Here is a 13,116-nt window from a genome sequence, read left to right as displayed (position 1 = left end):
CCCTGGAGACCGTCACGATGTCCACCGCCAGCATCGAAGCCACCGCTGCCCACATCCTCGACAACCCCGCCTGGGCCGCACTCACCGGCCCGCACGCCCACTTCGCCGAGCGCGTGGGCCGCGCGGCCCGCTACCCGGCCGACGTGGCCCCCTTCCACGCCGTCGCCGACCTCGACGACCCGCGCGCCTGGGCCGACCTGGCCACCCTCGTCGGCCCCGGCGGCACCGCCTCCGTCCGGGGCGTCACCGAGCCGCCGCCTGGCTGGGAGGTCGTGCGCACCGGCCACGGCGTCCAGCTCGTCGACACCGCCCTGCACGCCGAACCCGCCCCCGAGGCCGTGCGCCTCGGCCCCGCCGACGTCCCGGAGATCCTCGACCTGATCGCCCGCACCGAGCCCGGCCCCTACCTGCCCCGCACCGTCGACATGGGCACCTACCTCGGCATCCGCCACCACGGCCGGCTCGTCGCGCTGGCCGGGGAACGCCTCCACCCGCCCGGCTGGACCGAGATCAGCGCCGTGTGCACCGACCCGGCGTACCGCGGCCGGGGCCTGGCCACCCGCCTGGTCCGCGCGGTCGCGGCCGGCATCAGGGAACGCGGCGAGCACCCCTTCCTGCACGCCGCGGCAGGCAACACGAACGCGATCCGGCTGTACGAGTCGATCGGCTTCACCCTGCGCCGTCGCACCGTCTTCGCGCTCGTACGGCGAATCGGTGCCGCCGTCCTGGAAGAAACGGCATAGCCGTGCCGTTGTCCCTGTCGAAGGCGATTGTTCGCGCGAGCCTGCGGAGGTGCGGTAGATGACCCGTGTCCTCGGCCGCCGCGTCCGTCTGCACTCCCGGCCCCACATCGACCTTCTGCGCGTGGCCGGCGCCCTCTGTTGTTCCTGACCGGTTTCCCCGCCGCCGTACGCCCATTTCCACGGGCCGGCGTGATCTCGTACGGACCTCCAGGAAAGGCACCCTCGTGTCCTCAACCCCCGTTTCCCCTCTGCACCTTGCCGTCGCCCTGGACGGCACCGGCTGGCACCCCGCCTCCTGGCGCGAGCAAGTCGCCCGCCCCCGGGACCTGTTCACCGCCGGATACTGGGCCGACCAGGTCGCCGAGGCCGAGCGCGGACTGCTCGACTTCGTCACCTTCGAGGACGGGCTCGGCCTCCAGTCCTCGCACTACGGCGAGCTGGACGGCCGCACCGACCAGGTACGCGGACGCCTGGACGCCGTACTGATCGCGGCCCGCATCGCACCCCTCACCCGCCATATCGGCCTGGTCCCGACCGTGATCGCCACCCACACCGAGCCGTTCCACATCTCCAAGGCGATCGCCACCCTCGACTACGTCAGCACCGGCCGCGCGGGACTGCGCGTGCAGATCAGCGCCCGCCCGCACGAGGCGGCCCACTTCGGCCGCCGCACCCTTCCACCGCTCGACACCTACGACAGCCCGGTGGTGAGCGACCTCTTCGACGAGGCCGCCGACTACGTGGAGGTCGTACGCCGCCTGTGGGACAGCTGGGAGGACGACGCAGAGATCCGGGACGTCGCCACCGGCCGCTTCATCGACCGCGACAAGCTGCACTACATCGACTTCGAGGGCCGGCACTTCAGCGTCAAGGGCCCCTCCATCACCCCGCGCCCGCCGCAGGGCCAGCCGCTCGTCACCTCCCTCGGACACCAGACCGTCCCGTACCGGCTGATCGCCCGCCAGACCGACGTCGGGTACGTCACCCCGCAAGACCCCGACCAGGCCCGCGCGATCGTCGCCGAGATCCGCGCCGAACAGGAAGCGGCCGGACGCGCGGGTGAACTCCTGCACGTCTTCGGCGACTTGGTGGTCTTCCTCGACGACGACCGAGCCGCGGCCGAGGACCGACGCGCACGCCTCGACGCCCTCGCGGGGGAGCCGTACACCAGCGACGCCCGCGTCTTCGCCGGCACGCCCGCCCAACTGGCCGACCTGCTCCAGGAGTTGGCGGCCGAAGGCCTGAGCGGCTTCCGGCTGCGGCCCGCCGTCACCGGGCACGACCTCCCGGCGATCTCCCGCGGCCTGGTCCCCGAACTCCAGCGCCGGGGCGCCTTCCGCACCGCCTACGAAGCCGACACCCTGCGCGGTCTGCTGGGCCTGCCCCGCCCCGCCAACCGCTACGCCGCCACCGCCGCCTGAGCCGGAAGGACCGCACCGACATGAGCAAGCCGCTGAAGCAGATCCACCTGGCCGCGCACTTCCCCGGCGTCAACAACACCACCGTGTGGAGCGACCCGCAGGCCGGCAGCCACATCGAGTTCAGCTCCTTCGTGCACTTCGCGCAGACCGCCGAACGCGCCAAGTTCGACTTCCTGTTCCTCGCCGAGGGACTCAGGCTGCGCGAACAGGGCGGAAAGATATACGACTTGGACGTCGTCGGCCGCCCCGACACCTTCACGGTCCTCGCCGCGCTCGCCGCCGTCACCGACCACCTCGGCCTGACCGGCACCATCAACTCCACCTTCAACGAGCCCTACGAGGTGGCCCGCCAGTTCGCCAGCCTCGACCACCTCTCCGGCGGCCGCTCCGCCTGGAACGTCGTCACCTCCTGGGACGCCTTTACCGGCGAGAACTTCCGCCGCGGCGGCTTCCTCCCGCAGGACGAGCGCTACTCCCGCGCCAAGGAGTTCCTCGCCACCACGCAGGAGCTCTTCGACTCCTGGCGCGGCGACGAGATCGTGGCCGACCAGGCCACGGGCGTCTTCCTGCGCGACGCGAAAGCCGGCGCCTTCGTCCACCAGGGACAACACTTCGACATCCAGGGCCAGTTCAACGTCCCGCGCTCCCCGCAGGGCCGCCCGGTGATCTTCCAGGCCGGCGACTCCGACGAGGGCCGCGAGTTCGCCGCCTCGTCCGCCGACGCCATCTTCAGCCGGTACGCCGCCCTGGAGGAGGGGCAGGCGTTCTACACGGACGTCAAGAACCGCCTCGCCAAGTACGGCCGCAGGCACGACCAGTTGCTGATCCTCCCCGCCGCGAGCTTCGCCCTCGGCGACACCGACGCCGAGGCCGAGGAACTCGCCCGCGAGGTACGCCGACAGCAGGTCAGCGGCGCCACCGCGATCAAGCACCTGGAGTTCGTCTGGAACCGCGACCTGTCCTCGTACGACCCCGAGGGCCCGCTGCCCGACATCGACCCGGACGTCAGTGAGAACCACATCTCCAAGGGCCGCGCCCAAGTCCGCATGTACCGTGACCCGTTGGCCACCGCCCGCGAGTGGCGCGAGCTGGCCGCCGCGAACAACTGGTCCATCCGCGACCTGGTCATCAACACCGGCAACCGCCAGACCTTCGTCGGCTCCCCGCAGACCGTCGCGAAGACCATCAACGAGTACGTCCAGGCCGACGCGAGCGACGGCTTCATCCTCGTCCCGCACATCACGCCCGGCGGCCTCGACGTCTTCGCCGACAAGGTCGTCCCGCTCCTGCAGGAACAGGGCGTCTTCCGCACCGACTACGAGGGCCCGACCCTCCGCGACCACCTGGGCCTCGCCCACCCGGACGAGGCGCCCGAGCAGCGGGTGGCGTCGTGAAGTTCCTCGCGATCACCCTGATCGTGCACCGGCCGGACCCGGTCACGGGGGTGCGGAAATCCACCCACGAGCGGTTCCGTGAGGTCCTCGAAAACGCCGTGCTCGCCGAGGAGTTGGGCTTCGACGGCTTCGGCGTGGGGGAGCGGCACGAGCGCCCGTTCATCTCCTCGTCCCCCACCGTCGTACTCAGCCATGTCGCCGCCCTGACCAGGCGGATACGGCTCTTCACCGCCGTCACCACCCTCAGCCTCCTGGACCCGGTCCGCGCCTACGAGGACTACGCCACCCTCGACCACCTCTCGAACGGCCGCCTCGACCTGATCATCGGCAAGGGCAACGGCGCCGCCCAGCGCGACTTGTTCCATGTCACGCCCGAGGACCAGTGGGACCGCAACGCCGAGAGCTACGAGGTGTTCCGGCAGCTCTGGCGCGAGGAGAAGGTCACCGCGGACACCCGCTTCCGGCCGCCGCTGACGGAGGCGGAGGTGTGGCCGCGGCCGTACCAGCGGCCGGTCCGGGTCTGGCACGGCAGCGCCACCAGCAAGGAGTCGGTCGACCTGGCCGCCCGCTACGGCGACCCGCTCTTCTCGGCGAACGTCACCAACCCCATCGAGCCGTATGCCGAGTTGATCCGGTACTACCGAGAGCGCTGGGAATTCCACGGCCACGACCCGGCCGACATCGCCGTCGGCGCGGGCACGGCGGGCATCTGCGTCGCCCCCACCACCCAGGAGGCGCTGGCCGCGTACCGCCCGATCTTCGACTCGAACCTGGCCTTCTTCAAACAGGCGGACCTTCCGGTCGTCTTCGAGACGCTGGAGGACTTCGTCGAGCGCAGCTCGGCGCTGATCGGCAGCCCGCAGCAGGTCGTCGACAAGGTGCACCGCTACCACGAGCGGTTCGGCCACACGGTGGTCCACCTGCACGCGGACGCGGGCGGCCTCACCGACGCCCAGCACCGCGACTCCCTGGAACTCTTCCAGTCGGCGGTCGCCCCGGTCCTGCGCAAGGACATCCCGGACCCGCCCTTCGACTGGGGCCCGGTGCGGCCGGCCGGGGAGGCGGCGGCCCATGTCTGACATCCCCCTCGGCGTCCTGGACCTGGTCCCGATCTCCTCCGGCTCGACGGCCGCCGACGCCCTGCGCAACTCCATCGACCTGGCCCGGCAGACGGAGCGTTTCGGCTATGCCCGTTACTGGTTCGCGGAGCACCACCTCAACCCGGGCGTCGCGGGTACGTCCCCCGCGGTCGTCCTGGCCCTCACGGCCTCGGCCACCTCCACCATCCGCCTCGGCTCGGGTGCCGTACAGCTCGGCCACCGCACCGCGCTGTCCACGGTGGAGGAGTTCGGCCTGCTGGACGCCCTGCACCCCGGCCGCTTCGACCTGGGCCTGGGCCGCTCCGGCGGCCGCCCCCCGGGCGAGAAGGCACCCGGCCCGACAGCGACCCCGGTCGTCGACGGCCGGGCCCCGAACGGCCTGCTCATCCCGCCCCGCTTCTCCTTCGAACACCTCCTCGGCTCACCGCGCATCGCCCTGCAACGCAAACTGCTACTCCTCCCGGGCGCCGAGTCCCAGGACTACGCCGAGCAGATCGACGACATCCTCGCCCTGCTGGCCGGCACCTACCGCTCCCCGGAGGGCGTGGAGGCGCATGTCGTGCCGGGCGAGGGCGCGGATCTGCAGGTGTGGATCCTCGGCAGCAGCGGCGGCCAGAGCGCCGAGGCCGCGGGGGCCAGAGGCCTGCGGTTCGCGGCGAACTACCACGTCAGCCCGGCCACGGTCCTCGAAGCGGTGGACGGCTACCGCGCCCGCTTCGAGCCCTCCGACGACCTCGACAAGCCGTACGTCAGCGTCTCGGCGGACGTCGTGGTCGCCGAGGACGACGAGACGGCCCGGGAACTCGCCACCGGCTACGGCCCGTGGGTGCGCAGCATCCGCACCGCCGAGGGCGCGATCGAGTTCCCGACCCCGCAGGAGGCCCGCGCCCACACCTGGACCGAGGAGGACCGCGCACTGGTCCAGGACCGCCTCGACACCCAGTTCGTCGGTTCCCCGGCCCGGGTCGCCGACCGGCTGGCACAGCTCCAGGAGGCGACGGGCGCGGACGAACTCCTCATCACGACCATCACCCACGACCACGCGGACCGGGTGCGCTCGTACGAACTCCTGGCGGAGGAATGGAGCCGACGCTGACGCTCAGCAGCCGGCGCCGGCCGGAACGAACTCCACGCGCGCGTGCTCGCCGGCCTGGAGGACGTCGCCGTACGTCTCGCGCGTGACCCGGTACCAGACGTCGTCCCGCGACCCGACGCCGTTCACGTCGTCGAGGCTCACGCACCACCGCTCGGGGCGGACGACCCGCTGGTACCTCTCCGTGCCCTGCCGGACCTTCTTGCAGCTCCGGTAGTGCTCGGTGGAGTACCAGACGCGGGTCGTCCGGTGGCTGCCGGTGCCCGAACGGCTCGTGTGCCTGACCCGCCTGGTGGCGGGGGCGCACTTGCGCACCAGGTGGGCTCGGGTGTCGGAGACGGTCTTCCGGGAGACGTGGCGGACGGTGTCCCGTAGCCCGGAGACGGTCTCCGGACCGGGCCGGGTCTCTCCGGCGGCGGCGGTGGTGTCGTGTCCCGAGCTGTCGTCCCCGCCCCCGCCGCACGCGCCCAGTCCCGCCACGAGGACGGCCACCAGACCGGCGACGAGCAGCTGACGTGCCATGGACATGCTTCCCCCTGAGATCGGCCGTCAGCGTAGCCGATCACCGGTCGGAAACGATCAGTCCGTCGGTCACGGTAAGGGTTCGGCATGAGATCGGTGTGACCGGGCGCGATCGCCGGGTGGAGCGGCGTCCGGACGGTTGCCCGCGGCGTAGAGTGCCTGGCCGTGGCCGGCCCGGTCGGCGGTGGCCGCACGTCCGGTCAGGTGTGGTGGAGGGAGTGCGTGATGTCGGGTCCGCCGGAGTTCACGGTGGAGCGACTGTTCTCCTCCTGGCAGCCGGACGTACCGGCGCTGCTCCTGGTCGCCCTGCTCGGTGCCCTGTACGGCTGTGGCGTGCGACGGCTGAGGCGCCGGGGCGAGCACTGGCCCGTGCCTCGCACCGCGGCCTTCGCCCTGCTCGGCCTCGGTTCGATCGTCGTGGCGACCATGTCCGCCCTCGCCGTCTACGACCACGTCCTGTTCTGGCCGGCCGCGGTGCAGAACATCCTGCTCGACCTGATCGCACCGCTCGGCCTGGCCCTGGGCGACCCACTGCGCCTGGCCGCCCGCGCCCTGCCGGAGCGGTCAGCCGGGCGCGTGCAGCGGGCGATGACCGGCCGCGTCGTACGCCTGCTCACCTTTCCCCTGGTCAGCACGGCCCTGGTCCTCGCAACCGAACTGACGATCTACTTCACGCCGTACTTCGGGACCGCCCTGCGCGTGGGCTGGCTGCACGAGCTGATGTATCTCCATCTGCTGCTGGCCGGAAGCCTGTTCGTGGTGCCGGTACTCACCCGCGAGGAGACGCTCCCGCGCTGGTGCACCCACCCGGTCCGGGCCGCGCTGGTGTTCCTCGACGGCATCATCGACGCCGTACCCGGCATCGTCGTCATGACCCACGGCACTCTCATCGCCAGTGCCTGGTACCTGCACCACCACCCCACCTGGTCGAACGACGTCCGGCACGACCAGCAGCTCGGTGGCGGCGCGATGATCGGGATCGCGGAGCTGGTGGCGCTGCCCTTCCTCCTCGCGATCCTGGTCCAGTGGGCCCGCACGGAGCGCGCGGAGACGGTCGTACTGGACCGCCGCCTGGCCACGGAACTGGTCCCGGCGCCGCCCGCGGAAGGCGCCGCCGAGTCGCCGGATCTCGTACGGCCGTGGTGGGAGACCGAGAACAGCGAGGTCGCCCAGCGCATCCGACAACAACGCCCGACCGGCTGAAGCCCGGCAGGGCCCCTCACTCCGCCCAGTCCAACTGATGCTCGGGCGTACCCACGGCCCGCCCGTACGCCTGCGCCTCGGCCCGCCCCGCAGCGTCCCCCCGCCGATACCGGAACACCTTCCCGGCGAACACCACGACACGTTCCTCCCCGGCGACGAAGTCGGCGTACCAGCCGTTCGCCGGCTCGAGCACCTCGGCCAACGCCCGCGCGAGCCCGTCGACATCGTCCCCGTCGGCCTCCCACTCCACGAGCGTCCAGTACGACGGCTGCTCGGCGGTGGCACTGCCCGAGACGTCGACCCGCCCGACCTTGCGAAGCCGCAGCCGCAGCCCTCCGGGCCCGAACTCGGCGCCGGGGCGCAGGCTTTCACCGATGACGTATCCACTGATCATGCGCCGACACTACGAGCGCATGGCTGACATCCTGTGTCAGTCATACGGTGAGGAGGTGACCGCCCGATGCGAGCGGACCGGTTGCTGTCGTTGCTGCTGTGCCTTCAGTCCCGTGGGCAGCTGACGGCCCGTCAACTAGCTGACGAGCTGGAGGTGTCGGTCCGTACCGTCTACCGGGACCTGGAGGCGCTGGGCGCGGCCGGGGTGCCGGTCGTGGCGAGCGGCGGCCCCGGCGGGGGCTGCCGGCTGCTGGAGGGCTGGCGCAGCCCGCTGCTCGGGATCAGCGCGGAGGAGGCGACGGCACTGCTGGCGGTGTCGGCGGGCGGCCCGCTGGAGCGGATCGCGCTGGGAGACGCCCTGTCGCAGGCCCGTCTGAAACTCCTGGCGGCCCTCCCACCGGCCGGCCGCGACCGTACGCGCGCGGCGGCCGCCCGCTTCCACATCGACACGGAGGCCTGGTTCAAGCCGCCCGAACCGGTGCCGTGCCTCGCGGAGTTGGTGGACGCGGTACGGCGGGACAGACGCCTGCGCGTCACACACCGCCGCCGGGACGGCCGTACCACCACCAGGACCGTCGACCCGCTCGGCCTGGTCGCGAAGGCGGGCGTCTGGTACCTGGTGGCCCGAAGCGGCCCCGACACCCGCGCCCACCGCGCGTCCCGCATCACCCAGGCCGAATCGCTCCCCACCGCCTTCACCCGCCCACCAGACTTCGACCTGACGGCGTTCTGGACCACCTGGACAACGGAGTTCGAGGCGAGCCTGGACCAACTCCCGGTGACGGTAAGCCTGTCACCGGCAGGCCTGGCCGCCCTCCCCGCGGTCCTGGGCGACCCGACGGCGTCCGCCAGAGCAACCCCGGACCCCGACGGCCGGCACCGCCTGACCCTCCACTTCGACTCACCGACCGCCGCCTGCCGCCGCCTGCTGGCCTTCGGCCCGGACGTCGAGGTCCTCGAACCGGCGGACGTACGAGCGGAGTTGGCGGAGACGGCCCGGCGCACGGCAGCGCTCTACGGTTGACGTGGCATGGGGCGAGGACGGTCTCCCTCCCCCGAAGGTGACCGTCCTCGCCCTTCCCCCGGCGCCGGACTGTGGTCCAGCCGACCGCGTGGGGCGGTCGTGTGCCGTCACCAGCACATGACCGCTGTTTCCCCCGGACCCCACGCGGAGTACAGACGTACGCGGACGTAGTAGCGGCGGCCCTTGACGAGCCTGGCTCTCATGGTGGCGTTGTGCGGTTGTCCCCCGTCGTCCCGGCCGGCGAGGTAGCGCGGCTCCCCGTCCCGCTCCTCGAAGACCACCAGGACGGTGTCGCTCGCGCCGAAGGTCCCGATGGTGTACTCACGGGTCTCCGGCGGGTCGACGACGAAGTCGGCCTGCTCGCCCGGGCCGAGACCCAGCGGCACGGACCGGAAGGGGACGAGCCCCGGTGGTCGCGGTAGCTCGACCGGCGGGTACCAGCGCAGCACGAACTCCTTGTCGGCCGGCGACAGCGTGCCCGGCGGGTTGAGACCGCCGCGGAACTGCTCCGGCTCCAGGACGAGCCCGCCCGGGAAGGCGTACTCCATGATCGACTGCGGGTCCCAGACCGAGCCGTTGACCTCGTCCTCGTCCAGCTTGCGCAGGATGTTGTAGAAGGTCGTGTCCCTGCTCCAGAAGTTCGGCGGGCCCGCCAGGTCGGCGTACACGGCCTCGTCGTCCCAGTGGATGCCGGCGAACGGGTTCTGGTGCTCGTGCAGCATGCCGAGCGCGTGCCCGATCTCGTGCAGGGCCGTCCCGCGTTCCCCCGGCGCGGTCAGGTCCCAGCCGAAGTTCATGGTGCGTTCGTGCTGCCCGGACCGCAGCGCGTCCCGGCCCACCGCCGACCAGGAGCCGCCGCCGAGCTGGAAGCCGATCCGCAGTTCGGCCTCCGAACGGTCGCCGACCTCGACGAACCTGACTCCGATCCCGAGGTCTTGCCACTCCTGGAAGCACTCGCGCACCACGTCGCGCTGCTCCTTTGCACCGACCCACGACACCCTGCGCAACGAGCCGGTCCCCGGTACGGGGATGACCGACGCGTCGGTGTCGCGGTCGAGGAAGTGGTAGTGCAGGACCGTGCCGTTGACCCACATCCGGTTTCCCGAGACGAGCGCACTGAGCCGTTCGGCGGTCAGCCCCGGTGCGAATGCGGGGGCCGACTGCTGCGCGAGGCTGCAGTAGCGTCCGGTCATGCGAACAGACTGCCGTGAGCAGGGTCACAGGCGCCTGAGTCGGGGTCTACTCAAGTCACCCTGTATCAGGAGTGAGTACTCGCACTCATACTCCCGTGACGACCTTCGAACGCGACGCGAAGACCCTTGAACTGCCCTGGCCGTTCACCGGACGTGAGGACGAGCTCGAACTGATCCGCCGGTCCCTCACCGCCGGCCACCACGGCATCGTGGTCACCGGCCCGGAGGGCTGCGGCAAGACCCGGCTCGCCACGGAAGCGGTCCGCGGCGGCGACCGCGCCCGCGCGGCCGGCACGCCGGAGACCCGTCACATCCCCTTCGCCGCGTTCACCCACCTGCTGCCCGAGACGGTCTCCCTGCACCGGGCGGTCCAACTCCTCTCGGGCGTACGGCTGCTGCTGATCGACGACGCCCAGCTGCTCGACGACGCCTCGGCCGCCCTCGTCCACCAGCTCGCGGTGCACGGCCGTACCCGCCTGATCGTCGTCGCGGCCGACGGCGCCGCCGTCCCCGGCGCGGTCTCCCGCCTCTGGACCGGGGAACTCCTCCCGCGCCTGGCCCTGGAGCCGCTGCCGCGCGAGGACACCGAACAACTGCTCGCCACCGCGGTCGGCGGCCCTGTCGAGCCCCTCACCCTGAACCGCCTGCTGCACCTCTCGCGCGGCGATCTGCGCCTGCTGCGCGACCTGGTGGACGCGGTGCGCGAGCGCGGGCTGCTGACGCGGGACCGGGACACGGACGCGTGGGCCTGGCGCGGCCCGGTCCCGATGGCCCCGGCGATCCGCGACCGTGCCGCCGAGGCCCTCGACCGCCCCCACCGAGAGGAGCGGACGACCTTGGAACGCCTCGCCTTCTCCGAACCCCTGCCGCTGCACATGGACGGCCTGGACCTGCATGTCCTCGAAGGCCTGGAGACCGACGACCTGATCCGCATCGACGACGACGGCGCCGTCCGCCTCTCCCACCCCCTGCACGGCCCGGTGCTGCGGGCCGCGGCCGGCCGGCTCAGGGCGCGGCGGCTGGCGCGCACGCCGGACCAGCAGGAGGCGGCGCTCGCGGCGGAGGCGGCCGAACTGACCGCGCGGATCGAACACACCGACGTACGTGCGCTGCCGGCTCCCGCGGGGGAGTGGCCGGTACGCGAAGGGGCTCCGCTGCCGGCCGGATACGCGGCAGCGCGGGCCCGCTACTCGCGGCTTCGGGGGGAGCTGCGGGAGGCGGCGGCCTGGGCGAGGGAGGGCTTGCGGCACGCGCCGGGGGACGCGACCTGCCGCACCGAACTCGCCCTGGCCGCCGCACAGTCGGGGGACACGGCCACTGTGGAGGGGATTGTGGCGGGGGCGGTGCTCGCCGATGGGGGCACCGCTGTCGGGGGAGCGGCTGGGGTGCGCAGGACGCCTTCCGCCGAGGGCGCCGGTGCGGGAGGAGCGACCCTGGCGGGGGAGGGGCGCTCCGGCGACGGCGCGGGTGGGATGCGCCGCGGTGCGCCGTCCGGTGTGGCCGCCGGTGCTGCGGGAGCGTCGGTGGCCGGCGAGATGCCCTCGGGCGAAGGTGCCGGTGGAGCCGCTGTGGCGGGGGAGGCGCTCGCCGATGTGCGTGCGGGTGATGCGGGAGCGGTCGACGCGAGGGCGGCGCTTTCCGGTGAAGTCGCCGTCTGGCTGGCGGTCGTGCGTGGGGACGTGGAGGGGGCGATCCTGGAGGCGTTCGAGGGGGCGGGGACGTACGCGCTCTACGACGCCGTACGCCTCGGGGCGCCCGAGAAGGTCGCCGGGCTGCTGCCCGCCGGGGGCGTCTTCGCCCGCCACGCCGACGCGCTCGCCCGGTCGGACGGTCCGGGGCTGGACCGGGCGGCCGAGGCGCTGGAGGAGCAGGGGTTCCTGCTCTTCGCCGCGGAGGCGCACGCGCAGGCGGTACGGGCGCACCGCGACCCGCACGCCGCCCGCACGTCACGCACGCGTGCCGTGGCCCTCGCCCGCCGCTGCCAGGGCGCCCGCACCCCGGCCCTCGCCGGCCTGGTCCTGGGCGAACTCACCGCCCGCCAGCGCCAGATCGTCACGCTGGCCGCCGCGGGCCTGAGCAACCGGCAGATCGCCGAGCGGCTGACGCTCTCCATCCGCACGGTCGGCAACCACCTGTACAGCGCGTACGCCCGCCTCGGCGCAAGCGACCGCGCGGCCCTCCCGTGGCTCATGGAACCCCCGACGGCCCAACCGGCCTGAGCCACCCAAGAACCGGCGGTCTGACCCCCAGTATTCGGGGGAGGGGTCAGGCCGCCCGCACCCCCTAGTGCTCTGACCGTGAAGGTTCGCCGGTTGCTGATTGTTCGCTCCTGGGGTTGTGGCCGCGACGGTGTGGGCTCGGTCGCGGGTATTTCAGTGGCCTGTTGTCGTGCCGAACCGGCACCCTGCGCGCATGACCGTCTTCTATCTGGTGCAGCACGCTGAGAAGGAACGTCAGCTCGGTGACCCGGGGTTGACCGAACTGGGACGACGACAGGCAGACAGGACTGCCGACTGGGTGGAGCACGCCGGCGTGCACGCGGTGTTCAGCAGTCCCCTGCGGCGCGCTCGCGAGACCGCGTGGTCTATAGCTTCCAGGACCGGCCTGCATGTTCGAGAGGACTCCCGCCTGCGCGAGAGGATGAACTGGGACGGATCCCAGCCCATGGAAGACTTTCTGGCGGATTGGGCCGCATCGGTGAAGGACCGGGACTTCGTTCCTGCCTCCGGTGACTCCTCCTGCGACGCCGCAGAGCGATTTCGGTCCTGCCTGGTCGACTTGGCCAAAGAGCCGGGCCCCGTCGTCCTGGTGACGCATGGCGGGGTCACCGTGGACCTGCTGCGTACCTTGATCGGTGACGATGCGGTGCCGGTCACATTGATGCAGCACGGTGTCCCCTCCTGTGCGATCACCACGCTGGATGACCTGTCCGTCGTGGACATCGCTTCGGTTGAGCACCTGGAGTGACCACGTTGCCCATTCCGTCTGGCGATTCGCCGACCGAATGATGCACGGTCTGCTGCGGCACGG

At 72.1% G+C, this 13,116-nt stretch carries 13 protein-coding genes; 10 read left to right on the top strand and 3 right to left on the bottom strand.

Features of this window, described 5'->3' with window-relative positions; translation table 11 throughout:
- Positions 1 to 17 precede the first annotated feature (17 nt).
- The 6 genes from MQP27_RS44310 to MQP27_RS44290 all read left to right on the top strand — a co-directional run bounded on the left by MQP27_RS44310 (position 18) and on the right by MQP27_RS44290 (position 5,754).
- Positions 18 to 743 carry a GNAT family N-acetyltransferase gene (locus MQP27_RS44310; protein ID WP_242776420.1) on the top strand — a complete coding sequence of 242 codons (726 nt, stop codon included), beginning with the start codon at positions 18 to 20 and terminating at the stop codon, positions 741 to 743.
- Between the two features lie 58 nt (positions 744 to 801).
- Complete coding sequence (locus MQP27_RS51825) at positions 802 to 891, top strand: putative leader peptide (RefSeq protein ID WP_360831901.1); 90 nt, start codon at positions 802 to 804, stop codon at positions 889 to 891.
- A gap of 76 nt (positions 892 to 967) precedes the next feature.
- Entirely contained in the window at positions 968 to 2,164 is a 1,197-nt protein-coding gene (locus MQP27_RS44305) for an LLM class flavin-dependent oxidoreductase (RefSeq protein ID WP_242776418.1), read from the top strand.
- Positions 2,165 to 2,184: 20 nt separating this feature from the next.
- A complete protein-coding gene (locus MQP27_RS44300; protein ID WP_242776417.1) occupies positions 2,185 to 3,558 on the top strand; it encodes an NtaA/DmoA family FMN-dependent monooxygenase in 1,374 nt (457 codons plus the stop codon).
- Complete coding sequence (locus tag MQP27_RS44295; protein WP_242776415.1) at positions 3,555 to 4,637, top strand: LLM class flavin-dependent oxidoreductase; 1,083 nt, start codon at positions 3,555 to 3,557, stop codon at positions 4,635 to 4,637. The genes MQP27_RS44300 and MQP27_RS44295 overlap by 4 nt, the downstream gene beginning before the upstream one ends.
- Positions 4,630 to 5,754 (top strand): LLM class flavin-dependent oxidoreductase, encoded by a 1,125-nt coding sequence (locus MQP27_RS44290; RefSeq protein ID WP_242776414.1) that lies wholly within the window; start codon positions 4,630 to 4,632, stop codon positions 5,752 to 5,754. Before MQP27_RS44295 ends, MQP27_RS44290 begins: the two co-directional genes overlap by 8 nt.
- 3 nt (positions 5,755 to 5,757) lie before the next feature.
- On the opposite strand, the gene MQP27_RS44285 is transcribed toward MQP27_RS44290, so the two are convergent.
- Complete coding sequence (locus MQP27_RS44285; RefSeq protein WP_242776412.1) at positions 5,758 to 6,279, bottom strand: hypothetical protein; 522 nt, start codon at positions 6,277 to 6,279, stop codon at positions 5,758 to 5,760.
- A 219-nt stretch (positions 6,280 to 6,498) separates the two neighbouring features.
- Here MQP27_RS44285 and MQP27_RS44280 point away from each other — a divergent pair, with 219 nt between their 5' ends.
- The gene (locus tag MQP27_RS44280; RefSeq protein ID WP_242776410.1) at positions 6,499 to 7,476 is read left to right on the top strand and encodes a cytochrome c oxidase assembly protein; all 978 of its coding nucleotides are present in this window, start codon (positions 6,499 to 6,501) and stop codon (positions 7,474 to 7,476) included.
- A gap of 16 nt (positions 7,477 to 7,492) precedes the next feature.
- On the opposite strand, the gene MQP27_RS44275 is transcribed toward MQP27_RS44280, so the two are convergent.
- Positions 7,493 to 7,870, bottom strand: coding sequence for a hypothetical protein (locus MQP27_RS44275; RefSeq protein ID WP_242776407.1), 378 nt, complete (start codon positions 7,868 to 7,870; stop codon positions 7,493 to 7,495).
- Between the two features lie 66 nt (positions 7,871 to 7,936).
- On the opposite strand from MQP27_RS44275, the gene MQP27_RS44270 reads away from it, so the two are divergent.
- Positions 7,937 to 8,893, top strand: coding sequence for a helix-turn-helix transcriptional regulator (locus tag MQP27_RS44270; RefSeq protein WP_242776405.1), 957 nt, complete (start codon positions 7,937 to 7,939; stop codon positions 8,891 to 8,893).
- A 107-nt stretch (positions 8,894 to 9,000) separates the two neighbouring features.
- Here MQP27_RS44270 and absR1 read toward each other — a convergent pair whose 3' ends face one another.
- On the bottom strand, positions 9,001 to 10,086 hold the full coding sequence (gene absR1 / locus MQP27_RS44265; RefSeq protein WP_242776403.1) for a beta-glucuronidase AbsR1: 1,086 nt from the start codon (positions 10,084 to 10,086) through the stop codon (positions 9,001 to 9,003).
- 95 nt (positions 10,087 to 10,181) lie between these two features.
- On the opposite strand from absR1, the gene MQP27_RS44260 reads away from it, so the two are divergent.
- Together MQP27_RS44260 and MQP27_RS44255 are read left to right on the top strand one after the other, a co-directional pair.
- A complete protein-coding gene (locus MQP27_RS44260) occupies positions 10,182 to 12,305 on the top strand; it encodes a helix-turn-helix transcriptional regulator (protein ID WP_242776401.1) in 2,124 nt (707 codons plus the stop codon).
- Positions 12,306 to 12,498: 193 nt separating this feature from the next.
- Positions 12,499 to 13,053 carry a histidine phosphatase family protein gene (locus MQP27_RS44255; RefSeq protein WP_242776399.1) on the top strand — a complete coding sequence of 185 codons (555 nt, stop codon included), beginning with the start codon at positions 12,499 to 12,501 and terminating at the stop codon, positions 13,051 to 13,053.
- Positions 13,054 to 13,116: the final 63 nt, after the last annotated feature.

Source organism: Streptomyces cylindrosporus (genome assembly GCF_022698165.1).
GTDB classification, from domain to species: Bacteria; Actinomycetota; Actinomycetes; order Streptomycetales; family Streptomycetaceae; genus Streptomyces; species Streptomyces cylindrosporus.
The sequence above is the reverse complement of the archived record's forward strand: the minus strand, read 5'-3'. Positions and strand labels throughout refer to the sequence as shown.